Here is a 16,418-nt window from a genome sequence, read left to right on the forward strand (position 1 = left end):
CTGAGCCTGTCGAAGCGACCAGCCCGCTAGTTTGGTGAGCATGACCGTGCCCCGCCGCATCCTGCTCGTCAACGGACCGAACCTGAACCTGCTCGGCACGCGAGAGCCGGAGATCTACGGCAGCTCGACGCTCGCCGATGTCGAGCGCATCACGTCCGACGCCGCCGCGGCGCACGGTCTCGAAGTCCGCGCCGTCCAGAGCAACCACGAGGGCGTTTTGATCGACGCGATTCATGCGGCGCGCGCAGACTGCGCCGGCATCGTGATCAACCCCGGTGGGCTCACACACACGTCGGTGGTGCTGCGGGACGCGCTCTCCGGTGTTTCGCTGCCCGTCGCCGAGGTGCACGTCTCGAACGTGTACGAGCGTGAGGAGTTCCGCCACCACTCGTACGTCCGCGACGTCGCCGTGGTTCACGTGATCGGTGAGGGCGTTGAAGGATACGCGAAGGCCGTGCGCCTGCTGATCCCCGTGATCACGGGCGCGGCGGACGGCTGAGCGCCCTCATCCCGTAGAATCGAACGTCGGCTCGCTTCGATAGGCAGAGCGACCGCTCATTCTTCGCTTCGCGAGCACGAGCCGCGCCCCACACACGAACGGAATTCTTCGAACATGGCATCCACCGCAGACATCAAGAACGGCGTCGTCCTCAGCATCGACGGACAGCTGTGGAACGTCATCGAGTTCCAGCACGTCAAGCCGGGCAAGGGCGGCGCATTCGTCCGCACCAAGCTGAAGAACGTCGTCTCGGGCAAGACCGTCGACCGCACGTACAACGCGGGCGCGAAGATCGAGATCGAGAACGTCGATCGCCGCGACTTCACGTACCTGTACAACGACGGCGACAACTTCGTCTTCATGGACACGGCCGACTACGACCAGCTCACGGTCGCGGCCGCAACGGTCGGCGACGCGAAGAACTTCCTGCTCGAGAACCAGCAGGTGCAGATCGCGCTCAACAACGGCAACCCGCTTTACGTCGAGCTGCCCGCATCCGTCATCCTCGAGATCACGTACACCGAGCCCGGCCTGCAGGGCGATCGCTCGTCGGCCGGCACCAAGTCCGCCACGGTCGAGACCGGCTACGAGATCCAGGTGCCCCTGTTCCTCGAGCAGGGCACCAAGGTCAAGGTCGACACCCGCACGGGTGACTACCTCGGCCGCGTGAGCTGACCGGGTGAGTGCTCGGAGTAAGGCGCGCAAGCGCGCCCTCGACATCCTGTTTCAGGCGGATGTGCGTGGCGATGAACCCGGTGTGATTCTGGCGGCCGAAGCCCAGCGCGCCGCGAGCGAGCCGGCCCGCGAGGCATCCTGGCTCTATGCGCGCGAGATCGTCGACGGTGTGATCGATCACCACGAAGAGATCGACGAGCTGATCGCGACGCACAGCAAGGACTGGAAGATCGATCGGATGCCCGCGGTCGACCGGGCCCTCTTGCGCATGGGCGTGTGGGAGTTGCTGCACAACGACGAGGTGCCTACCGCCGTCGTGATCGACGAAGCCGTGGAGCTGGCGAAGGAGTTCTCGACCGACGACTCCGGCTCGTTCGTGCACGGTGTGCTCGCTCGCGTCTCCCGCTCCGCCTGACGCGATACGTCATTTCGTCTCGGCCCTGCGGGCCTCGCTCAATGACCGGGGCACCTCTCGCTCGTTGAGCGAGCGAAGCGAGACGAAACGTGTGTGGCAGACGGCTGCGAGGATGGACACGTGGATTCCTCGTGGCGCAGTCTCATCGAGACGGCGGACGGGGAGGCGGGCATTCCCCTCGCGTTGGGCGTCGAGTTGCGCCAGCGCACGCCGTACCGACCGGATGACTGGGCTCCGCGCCGAATTGAGACGGTTCATCCGCGGGCACTCATGGGGCGTCGCGACGATCTGACGCTCGGCGTCCGCCCCCTCATGCGGAGCGAGAGCACCGGCGCGTGGATCAAGGGTCAAGTCTCGTGGGACTCGGTGCGACGGCCCGGTTTCGGCTTCGACCCCGCCCACGCCCGATGGTTTTCCGACCTCACGACTCTGCTGCTGGGTGTGCGAACCGTAGGACCCTTCGCCGACCCGGGGGAGTGGCTGAACCTCGACGCGGTCGAATCCAGCCTGCTGTGGCCGCACCTGCGGTCGGCGCGCGCCGCCGGGATCCCACTCATCGCGACGAGCGAGCAGCAGAACGTCGTGTTGGCCTACGAGGCGACCGCCGCGATCGACGTGACGGATGCCGGTGAGGCGCTTCGTCTGCGGGCGCACGTCGCGGTCGACGGTGTGCCGATCGTCGACGCGGTCATCCGGCCCATCGGTCACATCGGGGTCTATGTCGCCACGCTTGACCGCGACCCCCTTCCGATCGTGCTCGCTCCCTGCAAGCTTCCCGGCGCCGTCCGCTCCCTCCTCGCGCACGACGACGGGCTTCTGATTCCCGCGGAAGAACGCGAGGAGTTTCTCGCCGACGGCCTACCCCGGCTCGTGCGCCGCGCTCGCGTCACCGCTGCGCGAGGCATCACACTTCCCGCTCCGCCGCAGCCGACGGCGGTCGTCACGGCGACCTTCGGCGACGACGATGTGGAGTACCGCGTCGAATGGTCCTATCCGGGCCTCACCCGACTGCCCTACGAGTCGGGAGCGCACCCCGATCGGGACCCGGCGGCGGAAGCCGAGATCGGCACGGGCCTCGAGGCCGTGTGGCAAGAGACATCCGATGCGCCGTTTGCACCCACGGGGCGACTGAGCGACACGGATGCTGCCGATTTCGCCACGCGCATCCTGCCCGGTTGGGGCGCTCTCGCGCGGGTTCGGGTGGAGGGCAATGCTCCCCGGCGTGTCTACACCGAGCTGACCGGCGAGCCGGCGATCAGCGTGAGCACACTCGAGACCGATGATCCCGACTGGTTCGAGCTCGGTGTGCTCGTCTCGATCGACGGTCGCGCGGTGCCGTTCGGTCCCCTGTTTCGCGCTCTCGCGCGAGGTCGCAAGAAGATGCTCCTCTCGGACGGGGCGTACTTCTCGCTCGCGCATCCCGCGCTTCAGCGCCTGCGCGATCTGATCGACGAAGCAGGAGAGTTGGCGGAGTGGGAGACCGCGCCCCGCATCAACCGGCACCAGACCGACCTGTGGAGCGAGTTCGAAGACCTCGCTGATCAGTCCGAACCGGCCACCGCGTGGCGAGAACTCGCCGCGGGGCTGCGCGGAACCGAAACCGTGCCGCACACGCCGCCACCGATCGGACTCGAGGCGACGCTGCGGTCGTACCAGCAGGCCGGATTCGAGTGGCTGGCGTTCCTCTGGCGCAATCGCCTCGGCGGGATCCTCGGCGACGACATGGGACTCGGCAAGACCGTGCAGCTCTTAGCCTTGGCCGCCCACGTCCGCGAGCAGGGCGAGAGGCGACCGCTTCTGGTCGTGGCACCCACGTCGGTGGTCGGGGCATGGTCGGCCGAGGCGGCGCGGTTCACCCCCGGCCTGCGGGTGCGGTTGATCGAGGAAACCAGCACCAAGCGCGGTTCGTCACTCGACGAGGCGACGACGGATGCCGATATCGTCGTGACCTCGTACGCGCTCGTCCGGCTGGACCGCGAAGAGTTCGAGCGTGTCGACTGGTCGGTCGTCATCCTCGACGAGGCGCAGTTCGTGAAGAACCCGCGCACACAACTTCACCGAGCGGTGGGAGCGTTGCGATCGGATGCGGTCTTCGCGGCGACGGGAACGCCGCTCGAGAACGGCCTGACCGACCTCTGGTCTCTGCTTTCGCTGACGGCACCGGGCCTGTTCCCGTCGGCTCCGCGGTTCAGCGAGACGTATGTGAAGCCCATCGAGCAGGGCAAGGTGCCGGAGAACGCCGAAGGTGGCCCGTTTCGCGCGGCGCGTCTCGCGCGGCTGCGTCGCCGCATCCGTCCACTGCTCCTCCGTCGCACCAAAGCGCTCGTCGCACCCGAACTGCCCGAGAAGCAGGAACTCGAGCTACGCGTCGCGCTCGACCCTGAGCATCGCGAGCTCTACGACCTCACCCTGCAGCGGGAACGGCAGAAGGTCATGGGGCTCCTGCAGGATCTGGACCGGAACCGATTCATCGTGTTCCGCTCTCTCACACTGTTGCGGATGCTCAGCCTGTCACCCGCGCTCATCAGCCCGCAGAACGCGCACATCCCGGCGAGCAAGCTGGATGCGCTTCTCGATCGCCTCGTCGAGGTCGCCGCGGAAGGCCACCGGGCGCTCGTTTTCAGCCAGTTCACCTCGTTCCTGCGACTCGCGGCGGAGCGCCTGGACGCGGCCGGAATCGCCCACGCCTATCTGGATGGATCGACACGCAACCGCAGCGAGGTGGTCGACGGCTTCCGGAAGGGCGATGCTCCCGCGTTCCTCATCAGCCTGAAGGCCGGGGGCTTCGGGCTCACCCTCACGGAGGCGGATTACGTGTTCGTCCTCGACCCGTGGTGGAATCCGGCGGCCGAAGCGCAGGCGGTGGATCGTGTCCATCGGATCGGCCAGGATCGGCACGTGATCGTCTACCGGCTGATCGCGGCGGACTCCATCGAGGAGAAGGTGCTCGCTCTGCAAAGACGCAAGGCTCGCCTCTTCGAGGCGGTTGTCGACGACGACGCTCTGTTCGCGCAGGACCTCACGGCAGACGACATCCGCTCGCTTCTGGACGGGTGAGCGGGCCGTTCTTTCTCACGGCCCTCGTTTCTCACGGCGCTGTTCACCCGGGTCATAGGAGCCCGCGCGTAGACTCGAGGGCTGTTGGAGAGGGAAGGGCAGACATGCGCATCACGGGCCTCGGCCACGCGGGAATGTTCATCGAAACGCTCGGGGGATCCATCCTCTGCGACCCGGTGATCGGCCCGAGCTTCTTCGGGTCGTGGTTCCCGTTCCCCGACAATCGGGCGCTCGACTGGGAGCGTTTCGGTGCCGCGGACTTCCTGTACATCTCGCACCGGCATCGGGATCACTTCGACCCGCGGATGCTCGAGCGCTACGTCCGCAAAGACATCACCGTGCTGCTGCCGGACTATCCGACCGACGATCTCGAAAACGACCTGCGGGCGCTCGGCTACGACAACATCGTCTACACCCCGAACGGCGAGACGCTGAAGTTCGGCGAACTGAAGGTCATGGTGACCCCTTTGCGTGCCCCGAGCGACGGGCCCATCGGCGATTCATCGTTGAGCGTGGATGATGGCACCGCCAGCGTCCTGAACCAGAACGACTCTCACCCGCTCGACCTCGACAAGCTGCTGTCGTTTTCGAAGCCCGAGGCCTACTTCACGCAGGTGTCGGGTGCGATTTGGTGGCCGATGGTCTACGACCTGCCTCAGGACTCGAAAGTGCACTTCGCGCAGCTCAAGCGCGACGCGCAGAACAAGCGCGCCATGTACTACATCGAGAAGGTCGACGCGGAGCACGTGTTCCCGATGGCGGGTCCGCCGATGTTCTTGCGGGAAGAGCTGTTCCGTTACAACGGTCTCGGCGAGCAGAACGACTCGATCTTCACGGATCAGCGCCAGTTTCTCGAGCACATGGCCGAGGTGCGCCCCGAGCAGAAGGGGTACCTGTTCGTCCCGGGCACCCAGGTCGATCTGAACAACGGCGAACTCGAGGTCACCCAGACGCTCTACAGCGAAGCCGAGATCGAGCACATCTTCGGCGACAAGTGGGCTTACCTTGCCGAGCAGCGAGACTCGCGGCAAGACGAGGTGCGCGCGGAGGAGGCATCCCGTGCCCCGGTTCTGCCGCCCGACGAGATGCTCGCCGAGATCAAGGGGTGGTGGGAGCCGCTGCTGCGCCGCGCCCGCACGATCCGCGACGGTGTCGGCGGCAATGTCCGCTTCCGCATCGGCGACCTCGACATGGTGGTGGACTTCCCGAAGGCGAAGGTCCGCGAATACGCGGGCGAGGAGTGCATCTACTGGTACACGATCCCCGCCGACCTCGTGTCGACCAATATTCGCGACCATGAAATCGATTGGTCGAACTCGATCTTCCTGTCCATGCAGTTCGAGGTGGGACGCAGCGGCAAGTTCAACGAGTTCCTGACCACGTTCCTCAAGTGCCTCTCGCGTGATCGCATCGAGTACGTGGAGAACTGGTACGCCGAGCAGTCCGACCAGACCGAGGACGTCCAGCTCGGCGACTGGGTTGTGCAGCGCCGCTGCCCGCACCTGCGGGCCGACCTGACCAAGACGGGCAAGATCGAGGACGGCGTGCTGACCTGCAGTCTGCACGACTGGAAGTGGGATCTCACGTCGGGCAGGTGCCTGACGTCGCAGGGTCACCCGATCCGGGCGCACGCGACCCCCGACGCGACGGACCCGATCGACGCGGACGCATCCGCTCCCGCCACTGTCTGATCCCGCCACTGTCTGATCCCGCCACCGTCTGATCCCGCCACTGTCTGATCCCGCCACCGTCTGACCCCGCCACCGTCTGATCCCGCCAGCACCCAAAGACAGCGAAACACCCCTGCCGCAGCGAAAAACCCTGTGGCGGGGGGTGTCTCGGCACACCAGGGGTGTTTCGGTGTCCTGGGACGGGCGCGAGGGACAAACGGATGTACAGGGTCCGGTAAGGTGAGAGAGCACAGCAACCTTTAACACCGTCCTGTGAGGCGGAGAAGGGAGCGGCACATGAGCACGAGAACCGTGCTGCACGAGGCCGACATCGCACGAGCCCTGACCCGGATTTCTCACGAGATCCTCGAGTCCAACAAGGGTGCCGATGGGTTGATGCTTCTGGGGATCCCCACACGCGGTGTGACCCTCGCTCATCGCATCGGGACCCTGGTCTCGGAGTTCAGCGGCACGACCGTCCCGGTCGGTGCGCTGGACGTCACGATGTACCGCGACGACCTCGCCCGCAATCCCACGCGCACGCCGCAGCCCACGTCGATCCCCGCCGGCGGGGTAGACGGCAAGACCGTGGTGCTGGTGGACGATGTGCTGTTCTCGGGCCGGAGCATCCGGGCCGCCCTCGACGCGCTGCAGGACATCGGACGGCCCGCCGCGGTTCGCCTCGCGACCCTGATCGATCGCGGCCACCGCGAGCTGCCGATCCGGCCCGACTTCGTCGGCAAGAACCTGCCGAGCTCGCGGGAGGAACGCGTCAACGTGCGTCTGGCCGAAACCGACGGCATCGAAGAGGTGACGGTCGGATCATGAGGCACCTGCTCGACACCCAGACACTCGATCGCGCGTTGGCTCTCGAGATCCTCGACGTCGCCGAGGACATGGCCGACACGCAGCGCCGCGAGATCAAGAAGCTGCCGACGCTCCGCGGTAAGACGATCGTCAACCTCTTCTTCGAGGACTCGACCCGCACGCGCATCTCGTTCGAGGCGGCCGCCAAGCGTCTGAGCGCCGACGTCATCAACTTCGCCGCGAAGGGTTCGAGCGTGTCGAAGGGCGAGAGCCTGCAGGACACGGCCCAGACCCTGCAGGCGATGGGCGCCGACGCGGTCGTCATCCGGCACGGTGCATCCGGGGCTCCGCGCACGCTCGCCTCGAGCGGCTGGATCACCGCGGGCGTCGTCAACGCCGGCGACGGCACGCACGAGCACCCCACGCAGGCTCTTCTCGACGCCTTCACGATTCGCAAGCGCACCTTCGGCGCCGACAGCCGCGGGCGTGATCTCGCTGGTGTGAAGGTCACGATCGTAGGGGACGTCCTGCACTCGCGGGTCGCCCGCTCGAACGTGTGGCTGCTCTCGAGGCTCGGCGCCGACGTCACACTTGTCGCCCCGCCGACACTCGTGCCGCAGGATGTCTCTGCCTGGCCCGCCCGCATCGTGTACGACCTCGACGAGGCGATTGCCGAGGGTCCCGACGCACTCATGATGTTGCGGATTCAGCTCGAGCGGATGGGTGCGGCATTTTTTCCCACTGAGCGGGAGTATTCCCGACGCTGGGGTCTCGACCCGCGGCGCCTGGCGTCCCTGCCCGCCGATACGATGGTGATGCATCCCGGACCCATGAATCGCGGTCTCGAAATCTCGGCGGCCGCCGCCGATTCGCCCCGCTCGACCGTTCTCGAGCAGGTGTCGAACGGTGTGTCCGTGCGGATGGCGGTGCTGTACCTGCTGCTCGCGGGCGAGCGTCCCGGCCTGGACGAGCAGATAACGAACGGCGGCACGAAAGCCGGCATCATGTCTGCCGGCGTGACAAACGAGGAGGAGAGATGAGCGAAGTTCTCCTCATCGCCGGTGCCCACATCGAGGGCGGATCCGCCGTCGACCTGATCGTCGAAGACGGTCGCATCGCCGAGGTCGGCACCGGGCTGAGCCGCGCGGGCGCGACACGGATCGACGCGGACGGGCTGGTTGCTTTGCCGGGCCTCGTCGACCTCCACACACACCTGCGTGAACCCGGATACGAGGCATCCGAAACGATCCTCACGGGAACGCGTGCCGCGGCTTCGGGTGGCTTCACGGCCGTATTCGCGATGCCGAACACGTCGCCCGTGGCCGACACCGCCGGCGTCGTCGAGCAGGAACTCGCGCTCGGCGAGGCAGCGGGCTACGCGACGGTGCAGCCGATCGGCGCCGTCACCGTGGGGCAGAAGGGTGAGCGACTCGCCGAGCTCGGCGCCATGGCAGACTCTCGCGCCCGCGTCCGCGTCTTCAGCGACGACGGCTTCTGCGTGTGGGACCCGCTGATCATGCGGCGCGCCCTCGAATACGTCAAGGCATTCGGGGGAGTGATCGCGCAGCACGCGCAGGACCCTCGCCTCACCGAGGGCGCCCAGATGAACGAGGGGAGGGTCTCTGCCGAGCTCGGGCTGACCGGATGGCCCGCCGTTGCCGAGGAATCGATCATCGCGCGCGACGTTCTCCTGGCCGAACACGTCGGTTCTCGCCTGCACGTCTGCCACCTCTCCACCGCGGGGTCGGTCGACATCATCCGCTGGGCGAAGAAGCGGGGCATCAACGTCACGGCCGAGGTCACGCCGCATCACCTGCTGCTGACGGATGAGCTCGTCCGCGGCTACGACGCCCGGTACAAGGTCAATCCGCCGCTCCGCCGCGAAGAGGACGTGCTCGCGGTGCGCGAGGGCCTCGCGGACGGCACGATCGACATCGTCGCGACCGACCACGCCCCGCACCCCGCCGAGAACAAGAGCTGCGAGTGGGCAGCCGCCGCGAACGGCATGGTGGGCCTCGAGAGCGCTTTGCGGGTCGTGCACGCGTCGATGGTCGAAACCGGGCTGCTCGGCTGGGCCGACGTCGCCCGGGTCTTGTCCTACGCCCCCGCACGCATCGGGATGCTCGCCGCGCACGGCACGCCACTCGCGGCCGGACAGCCTGCCGAGCTGACGCTGTACGACCCCAACGTGCGCGAAGTGTTCGGTGCATCCGATCTGCACGGTCTGAGCTCGAACTCGCCCTACCTCGGCCAGCCGTTGCCGGGGCGGGTGCTCTGGACGATCCACCGCGGTCGCCCCACATTCGCCGACGGAAAGCTCGTCGCCGATCTCGCACAGGAGGTTCGCGCATGACCCTCGGCGCAGCAATGGCCATCATCATCGGCTTCGGCGTTCTGGTGCTCGCGGGCATCGCGTGGGGCTGGTCGCGCCGGGTCCGACGCGACCGCGGTCTCGTCGCGCCGACAGACGTGCCCGAGCATTTCGTCGCCGAGGCATCCTTCTCCGGCTTCTATGTCGCCACGACGCGCCACGAGAAGCCGCTGGATCGCCTGGCAATCCGCCACCTCCGATACCGGGGACGCGTCGGGATCGAGGTCTCGTCGGCGGGCGTTCTGCTCGCGATCACGGGCGAGGCTCCCGTTTTTGTCGCGGCATCCCGAATCGTCGGTGTCGATCGCGCGACCTGGACCATCGACCGGGTCGTCGAGCGCGACGGGCTCGTCCGCCTCGCCTGGCGGGTCGATACCGAAACGATCGCCGACTCTTATGTCCGAATGACGGGTGACGCGCCCGGCAACACCTCCGGTGAGTTGCTCGCCGCGGTCACCCGCATCCTTCCCCAGCCCACCCCGACAGGGAAAGCCGAATGATCTCGCATCTCACGAAAGACCCCGCCGTTCTCGTTCTCGAAGACGGCACCCGCCACGCCGGACGGGCCTATGGCGCCCGCGGCACGACCCTCGGCGAAGTCGTCTTCGCCACCGGCATGACCGGCTACCAGGAGACGCTCACCGACCCCTCATACGCCGGGCAGATCGTCTTGCAGACGGCGCCGCACATCGGGAACACCGGCATGAACGACGAAGATCCCGAATCCCGCCGCATCTGGGTGTCGGGCTACATCGTGCGGGACCCCTCGCGTGTCGTCTCGAACTGGCGAGCGGATGAGTCGCTCGACGACGCTCTTGTGAACGACGGCATCGTCGGCATCAGCGGAATCGACACGCGCTCGGTGACCCGCCACATCCGCTCCGCCGGCAGCATGCGCGGCGGGATCTTCTCTGGCGCGGAGGCGGCGCTCGACGCCGACGAGCAGCTGCGCATCGTGCGCGAGGCTCCCGCGATGTCGGGTCGAAACCTCTCCGCCGAGGTTTCGGTGACGGCCGTCGAGGTCTACCCCGCCACAGCGGAGCGCATCGGAAACCTCGCGGTGCTCGACCTTGGTGTCAAGAGCGCGACGATCCACAACCTCGCCGCCCGCGGGTTCGACGTCCACGTGCTGCCCCAGCACGTCACGATCGATGAGCTCCGCGCCCTCGACCCGGTCGCGGTGTTCTACTCCAACGGCCCCGGCGACCCCGCAGCATCAGATCAGCACGTCGAACTGCTCCGCGCCGTGCTCGATGACCGCACGCCGTTCTTCGGAATCTGTTTCGGCAACCAGCTGCTCGGGCGGGCCCTCGGACTCGGCACGTACAAGCTGCCGTTCGGCCACCGCGGCATCAACCAGCCGGTGCTCGACAAGTCAACGGGCCGCGTCGAGATCACCTCGCAGAACCACGGCTTCGCGGTCGAGGCGCCGGTTGACAGCGTCTTCGACAGCCCTCAGGGGTACGGGCGTGTCGAGGTCAGCCACATCGGGCTGAACGATCAGGTGGTCGAGGGTCTGCGTGCCCTGGACATCCCGGCCTTCAGCGTGCAGTACCACCCCGAGGCTGCCGCGGGCCCGCACGACTCCAACTACCTCTTCGACAGGTTCCGCGACATGGTGCTCGCGGAGCAGAGCAAGGACAACAACTGATGCCTAAGCGCGACGACATCAAGAGCGTCCTGGTCATCGGGTCCGGCCCGATCGTGATCGGCCAGGCCTGCGAATTCGACTACTCGGGCACCCAAGCCTGCCGTGTGCTGCGCGAGGAGGGCGTCCGCGTCATCCTCGTCAACTCCAACCCCGCGACGATCATGACCGATCCCGACTTCGCCGACGCGACCTACATCGAACCGATCACCTGGCAGGTCATCGAGACGATCATCGCGAAGGAACGGCCGGATGCGATCCTGCCCACACTTGGTGGACAGACGGCCCTGAACGCCGCGATCGAGCTCGACAAGCACGGCATCCTCGAGAAGTACGACGTCGAGTTGATCGGTGCGAATCTCGAGGCGATCAACAAGGGCGAGGATCGCCAGATCTTCAAACAGCTGGTGTTGGACTCCGGCGCCGATGTCGCCGACAGCCGCATCTGCCACACCATGGACGAGGTGCTCGCGGGCGCAGCGGAGCTCGGATACCCGCTGGTCGTGCGGCCGAGCTTCACGATGGGCGGACTCGGTTCAGGTTTCGCCTACGACGAGCGCGACCTGCGTCGTATCGCCGGCGCCGGCCTCCGCGACTCGCCGACGACCGAGGTGCTGCTCGAGGAGTCGATCCTCGGGTGGAAGGAATACGAGCTCGAGCTCATGCGTGACACCGCCGACAACACGGTCGTCGTCTGCTCGATCGAGAACGTCGACCCGGTCGGCGTGCACACAGGCGACTCGATCACGGTCGCGCCGGCACTCACGCTGACCGACCGCGAGTACCAGAAGATGCGCGACATCGGCATCGACATCATTCGCGCGGTCGGCGTCGACACCGGTGGCTGCAACATCCAGTTCGCGGTCGATCCCTCGAACGGCCGCATCATCGTCATCGAGATGAACCCGCGTGTCTCGCGCTCGTCGGCGCTGGCATCGAAGGCGACGGGCTTCCCGATCGCGAAGATCGCCGCGAAGCTCGCTCTCGGGTACCGGCTGGATGAGATCCCGAACGACATCACCAAGGTCACGCCCGCGAGCTTCGAGCCGACGCTCGACTACGTCGTCGTGAAGGTCCCGCGCTTCAACTTCGAGAAGTTCCCCGCGGCCGACACCACGCTGACAACCACCATGAAGTCGGTCGGCGAGGCGATGGCGATCGGCCGCAACTACGCGACAGCCCTGCAGAAGGCGCTGCGTTCGCTCGAGAAGCGCGGGTCGAGCTTCCACTGGGGCGACGAACCGCGGACGAAGGACGAGCTCGTCGAGGTGTCGAAGACGCCGACGGATGGTCGGATCGTCGTCGTCCAGCAGGCGCTGCGCGCCGGCGCCAGCGTCCCCGAGATGTTCGAGGCGACGGGCATCGACCCGTGGTTCCTCGACCAGATCGTCCTCATCAACGAGGTCGCCGACTTCGTCCGCGACGCCGCGGAGCTGGACGCGGAAACGCTTCTGCTCGCGAAGGACCACGGATTCTCCGACGTCCAGATCGGTCAGTTGCGTGGCATTCCCGAGGTCGAGGTTCGCGGCATCCGTCACGCCCTCTCGATCCGCCCGGTCTACAAGACGGTCGACACCTGCGCCGGGGAGTTCCCGGCGCTGACGCCCTACCACTACTCGAGCTACGACTTCGAGACCGAGGTCACGCCGTCCGACCGCCAGAAGATCGTGATCATCGGATCGGGCCCCAACCGCATCGGTCAGGGCGTCGAGTTCGACTACTCCTGCGTGCACGCGTCGTTCGCACTGTCGGACGCGGGCTACGAGACGATCATGGTCAACTGCAACCCGGAGACGGTCTCGACCGACTACGACACGTCGGACCGCCTCTACTTCGAGCCGCTCACGCTCGAGGATGTGCTCGAGGTGCTGTACGCCGAAGCCGCGTCGGGTGAGATCTTCGGCGTCGTGTGCCAGCTCGGCGGGCAGACGCCACTCGGACTCGCGAAGGGCATCGAAGAGGCCGGCTACCGCATCCTCGGCACGAGCCCCGCGGCCATCGACCTCGCCGAAGAGCGCCAGCTGTTCAGCGAGATCCTCGACACCGCAGGCCTCGTGGCGCCCCGCCACGGCACGGCGACGGATGCCGAGGGTGCTGTCGCGGTCGCGGAAGACATCGGATATCCCGTTCTCGTCCGTCCGAGCTTCGTGCTCGGCGGTCGCGGCATGGAGATCGTTTACGACACCCCGAGCCTGTACGACTACTTCGTGCGGACCGCGGGAGAGGTCATCATCGGCCCCGGCATGCCGCTGCTGGTCGACCGCTTCCTGGACGACGCGGTCGAGATCGATGTCGACGCCCTTTACGACGGCACCGAGCTGTACATCGGCGGCGTCATGGAGCACATCGAAGAGGCCGGTATCCACTCCGGTGACTCGGCGTGCACCCTGCCGCCGATCTCTCTCGGCCGATCCGAAATCGACCGAGTGCGCACCGCGACGCTCGCAATCGCCGAGGGCGTCGGGGTGCGCGGCCTTCTGAACGTGCAGTTCGCGATCAGCGCCGGCATCCTCTACGTCATCGAAGCGAACCCGCGCGCGAGCCGGACCGTACCTTTCGTTTCGAAGGCCCTGGGCATCCCGCTTGCGAAGGCCGCCGCGCGCATCATGACCGGGACGACGATCGACGAGTTGAAGTCCGAGGGGATGCTGCCCCCGATCGATGGTTCGCGCGTGCCGCTCGACTCCCCAGTTTCGGTCAAGGAGGCCGTGCTGCCCTTCAAGCGGTTCCGCACGAAGGACGGGCAGACGGTCGATTCCGTGCTCGGGCCCGAGATGCGTTCGACCGGCGAGGTCATGGGCATCGACAAGGACTTCCCGACCGCGTTCGCCAAGAGCCAGGCGGCCGCGTACGGCGGGATGCCGCTGTCGGGCACCGTCTTCATCTCGGTCGCCGACTCCGACAAACGTGCGGTCATCCTGCCCGCGCACCGGCTGCAGGAGCTCGGCTTCTCGCTCGTCGCGACCGAGGGCACGGCCGAGATCCTGGCCCGTAACGGCATCAACGTCCGCATCGTGAACAAGTACAGCGAGACGCAAGCCTCCGGCGCGCGCAACATCGTCGACCTGATCAATGGCGGCGAGATCGACATCATCGTGAACACGCCGAGCGGACGGTCCGCCCGCGCCGACGGCTACGAGATCCGCGCCGCGGCCGTGGCGGCCGACAAGGCCCTCTTCACGACGATCGCCGTTCTGGGTGCCGCGGTGAGCGCCATGGACGCCGTGCGTCAGGGCTTCGACGTCAGGAGCCTGCAGGAGTACGCGGCGGACCGGGCGGCACGCGGGTGAGCGCAGGCCCGGCGTTCGGCGATCGCGTGCGCGCGGCGTTCGGCGAGCACGGACGCCTGTGCGTCGGTATCGATCCGCACGAGCAGCTGCTCGCGGACTGGGGGCTGGATGTCTCGGCCGACGGCGTACGGACGTTCGGGCTGCGTGTCGTCGAAGCCGCCGAGGGGCACTGCGGGATCGTCAAGCCTCAGGTGTCGTTCTTCGAGCGGTTCGGCTCGGCCGGGTTCGCGGCGCTCGAGGACGTGCTCGCGGCGGCCCGCGCAGCGGGCCTGCTGGTAATCGCAGACGCCAAGCGCGGCGACATCGGATCGACCATGGACGCGTACGCCCGCGCCTGGCTGACCCCCGGCTCGCCGCTCGAGGCCGACGCCGTGACCCTCAGCCCGTACCTGGGCGGCGGCTCCCTCGAGGACACGCTGCGCTACGCCGTCGCGCACGGCAAGGGCGCGTTCGTGCTGGCGGCGACGAGCAACCCCGAGGCATCCGGTCTGCAGAGCGCTCGGATGATGCCGGAGGCCGACGACACCGCGGAGCCTTCTCGGACCGTGGCCGGCGCGATCGCGGCGGAGGTGGCGGCCTTCAATGCCGTCACGACGCAGGTGGGTTCGTGGGGAAGCATCGGTCTGGTGATCGGTGCGACCGTGAACCTCGCCGAGCGGGGAGTTCCCGTTGATCTCGAGCCGGTCGCGCCGATCCTGGCGCCCGGCTTCGGACATCAGGGCGCACGGTCGGAGGATCGTGAGACGATCTTCGGACGCCTCGCACCCGTGGTGATCGTGGCCGAGAGCCGCAGCATCCTTGCTGCGGGACCGGTACGCACCGATTTGGCGCGGGCGATGGATGACAGACGACGCACGGAGGAGATCATCGGTGACTGACGCGCCGGCAGGGGACGAGCGACGCCCGGAGGAACAACGGGTCGTTGAACGACGCGGAGGCACCCCACCCGAGGTGGACCGCGCCGCTGCATCCCGACGCGCCATCGCGGCACGGCGCGAACGCGCGGCGCTCAAACGCGACGTCACGACCCGCGTCATCACACCCCAAGAGCTGCTTCGACGGGCATGGGCTGCACCGGAGTCCGCTGCGGCGGCCATGCGTGCACCCGACTTTCTGACGTCGATCCCCGCTATCGGTGAAGGGAAACGCGATCGCATCCTGGCGCAGCTGAGCATCTCGCCGGTCAAGCGACTCGGGGGACTGGGTACCCGCCAGCGCAAGGACCTCAGCGCCTTCCTCGATGAGCGACTTCCCGAACCCGTGCCGCGTCCCGGACGCAGCCGGCTCATTGTCCTGGCAGGCCCGACGGCAGTGGGCAAGGGCACGGTCGCCGCGCATATCCAGGAACATCACCCCGACATCCTGCTCTCGGTGTCGGCGACGACACGTCCGCCGCGTCCCGGCGAAGAGGATGGCACGCATTACTTCTTCGTGGACGACGCCGAGTTCGACCGGATGGTCGAGGCCGACGAGCTTCTCGAGCACGCGACCGTGCACAACCAGTACCGGTACGGCACGCCCCGCGAGCCGATCGAGCGTGCTCTCAATGACGGTCGCACCGTGTTGCTCGAGATCGACCTGCAGGGCGCGCGTCAGGTGAGGCGCAGCATGCCCGACGCCATGTTGGTATTCCTCTTGCCCCCCAGCTGGGACGAGCTGGTCAACCGCCTGGTGGGTCGTGGCACGGAGAACTCCGAAGAGCGTGCCCGTCGCCTGAAGACGGCGAAGCGCGAGTTGGCCGCGCAGCCCGAGTTCGACTACCTCGTGGTCAACGAGAACGTCGCGGCGGCGGCCGACGAGGTCGCGGCCCTCGCCCAGAGTTGAGCGGTGGTCACGTCGACCGACGCTCCCTGAGCTTGTCGAAGGGAGCAGCCAGGGTGCGGGGCACGACGAGTCACTTCGACAGGCTCAGTGACCGGGCCGCGGTATAGCACGCATTCGCTTTCGATTTCGGAAAGTTACGACCCGATGTGCTCTTTGTTGCAC

General features: G+C 67.1%; 13 protein-coding genes. All 13 read left to right on the forward strand.

Going from position 1 to position 16,418, the window contains the following annotated elements; translation table 11 throughout:
- The first annotated feature begins 40 nt into the window (after nucleotides 1-40).
- The 13 genes from aroQ (at nucleotide 41) to gmk (ending at nucleotide 16,256) form a co-directional block, all read left to right on the forward strand.
- On the forward strand, nucleotides 41-499 hold the full coding sequence (gene aroQ / locus ACXZ1E_RS00665) for a type II 3-dehydroquinate dehydratase (RefSeq protein ID WP_458041569.1): 459 nt from the start codon (nucleotides 41-43) through the stop codon (nucleotides 497-499).
- A gap of 114 nt (nucleotides 500-613) precedes the next feature.
- Nucleotides 614-1,174 (forward strand): elongation factor P, encoded by a 561-nt coding sequence (gene efp / locus ACXZ1E_RS00670; RefSeq protein ID WP_458041570.1) that lies wholly within the window; start codon nucleotides 614-616, stop codon nucleotides 1,172-1,174.
- 4 nt (nucleotides 1,175-1,178) lie between these two features.
- Nucleotides 1,179-1,589 carry a transcription antitermination factor NusB gene (gene nusB / locus ACXZ1E_RS00675; RefSeq protein ID WP_458041571.1) on the forward strand — a complete coding sequence of 137 codons (411 nt, stop codon included), beginning with the start codon at nucleotides 1,179-1,181 and terminating at the stop codon, nucleotides 1,587-1,589.
- A 120-nt stretch (nucleotides 1,590-1,709) separates the two neighbouring features.
- Nucleotides 1,710-4,646 carry a DEAD/DEAH box helicase gene (locus ACXZ1E_RS00680; RefSeq protein ID WP_458041572.1) on the forward strand — a complete coding sequence of 979 codons (2,937 nt, stop codon included), beginning with the start codon at nucleotides 1,710-1,712 and terminating at the stop codon, nucleotides 4,644-4,646.
- Nucleotides 4,647-4,750: 104 nt separating this feature from the next.
- Nucleotides 4,751-6,337 (forward strand): Rieske 2Fe-2S domain-containing protein, encoded by a 1,587-nt coding sequence (locus tag ACXZ1E_RS00685; RefSeq protein ID WP_458041573.1) that lies wholly within the window; start codon nucleotides 4,751-4,753, stop codon nucleotides 6,335-6,337.
- A gap of 276 nt (nucleotides 6,338-6,613) precedes the next feature.
- Nucleotides 6,614-7,144 (forward strand): bifunctional pyr operon transcriptional regulator/uracil phosphoribosyltransferase PyrR, encoded by a 531-nt coding sequence (gene pyrR, locus ACXZ1E_RS00690; RefSeq protein ID WP_458041574.1) that lies wholly within the window; start codon nucleotides 6,614-6,616, stop codon nucleotides 7,142-7,144.
- Nucleotides 7,141-8,163 (forward strand): aspartate carbamoyltransferase catalytic subunit, encoded by a 1,023-nt coding sequence (locus ACXZ1E_RS00695; RefSeq protein ID WP_304686702.1) that lies wholly within the window; start codon nucleotides 7,141-7,143, stop codon nucleotides 8,161-8,163. Before pyrR ends, ACXZ1E_RS00695 begins: the two co-directional genes overlap by 4 nt.
- On the forward strand, nucleotides 8,160-9,476 hold the full coding sequence (locus ACXZ1E_RS00700) for a dihydroorotase (protein WP_458041575.1): 1,317 nt from the start codon (nucleotides 8,160-8,162) through the stop codon (nucleotides 9,474-9,476). The genes ACXZ1E_RS00695 and ACXZ1E_RS00700 overlap by 4 nt, the downstream gene beginning before the upstream one ends.
- Nucleotides 9,473-9,994 (forward strand): PH-like domain-containing protein, encoded by a 522-nt coding sequence (locus tag ACXZ1E_RS00705; protein ID WP_458041576.1) that lies wholly within the window; start codon nucleotides 9,473-9,475, stop codon nucleotides 9,992-9,994. The genes ACXZ1E_RS00700 and ACXZ1E_RS00705 overlap by 4 nt, the downstream gene beginning before the upstream one ends.
- The gene (carA, locus tag ACXZ1E_RS00710) at nucleotides 9,991-11,145 is read left to right on the forward strand and encodes a glutamine-hydrolyzing carbamoyl-phosphate synthase small subunit (protein ID WP_458041577.1); all 1,155 of its coding nucleotides are present in this window, start codon (nucleotides 9,991-9,993) and stop codon (nucleotides 11,143-11,145) included. Before ACXZ1E_RS00705 ends, carA begins: the two co-directional genes overlap by 4 nt.
- Nucleotides 11,145-14,432 (forward strand): carbamoyl-phosphate synthase large subunit, encoded by a 3,288-nt coding sequence (gene carB, locus ACXZ1E_RS00715; protein ID WP_458041578.1) that lies wholly within the window; start codon nucleotides 11,145-11,147, stop codon nucleotides 14,430-14,432. The genes carA and carB overlap by 1 nt, the downstream gene beginning before the upstream one ends.
- Complete coding sequence (gene pyrF, locus ACXZ1E_RS00720) at nucleotides 14,429-15,310, forward strand: orotidine-5'-phosphate decarboxylase (protein ID WP_458041579.1); 882 nt, start codon at nucleotides 14,429-14,431, stop codon at nucleotides 15,308-15,310. The genes carB and pyrF overlap by 4 nt, the downstream gene beginning before the upstream one ends.
- On the forward strand, nucleotides 15,303-16,256 hold the full coding sequence (gene gmk / locus ACXZ1E_RS00725) for a guanylate kinase (RefSeq protein WP_458352009.1): 954 nt from the start codon (nucleotides 15,303-15,305) through the stop codon (nucleotides 16,254-16,256). The genes pyrF and gmk overlap by 8 nt, the downstream gene beginning before the upstream one ends.
- The last annotated feature ends 162 nt before the right edge of the window (nucleotides 16,257-16,418 follow it).

The organism is Pacificispira sp. HM-600 (genome assembly GCF_977993705.1).

Excerpts from the sequence above, each read along its gene's own strand:
- aroQ (WP_458041569.1), top strand. The coding sequence starts at position 41 with ATGACCGTGCCCCGCCGCATCCTGCTCGTCAACGGACCGAACCTGAAC.
- efp (WP_458041570.1), top strand. The coding sequence starts at position 614 with ATGGCATCCACCGCAGACATCAAGAACGGCGTCGTCCTCAGCATCGAC.
- ACXZ1E_RS00685 (WP_458041573.1), top strand. The coding sequence starts at position 4,751 with ATGCGCATCACGGGCCTCGGCCACGCGGGAATGTTCATCGAAACGCTC.
- pyrR (WP_458041574.1), top strand. The coding sequence starts at position 6,614 with ATGAGCACGAGAACCGTGCTGCACGAGGCCGACATCGCACGAGCCCTG.
- ACXZ1E_RS00695 (WP_304686702.1), top strand. The coding sequence starts at position 7,141 with ATGAGGCACCTGCTCGACACCCAGACACTCGATCGCGCGTTGGCTCTC.
- ACXZ1E_RS00700 (WP_458041575.1), top strand. The coding sequence starts at position 8,160 with ATGAGCGAAGTTCTCCTCATCGCCGGTGCCCACATCGAGGGCGGATCC.
- ACXZ1E_RS00705 (WP_458041576.1), top strand. The coding sequence starts at position 9,473 with ATGACCCTCGGCGCAGCAATGGCCATCATCATCGGCTTCGGCGTTCTG.
- carA (WP_458041577.1), top strand. The coding sequence starts at position 9,991 with ATGATCTCGCATCTCACGAAAGACCCCGCCGTTCTCGTTCTCGAAGAC.
- carB (WP_458041578.1), top strand. The coding sequence starts at position 11,145 with ATGCCTAAGCGCGACGACATCAAGAGCGTCCTGGTCATCGGGTCCGGC.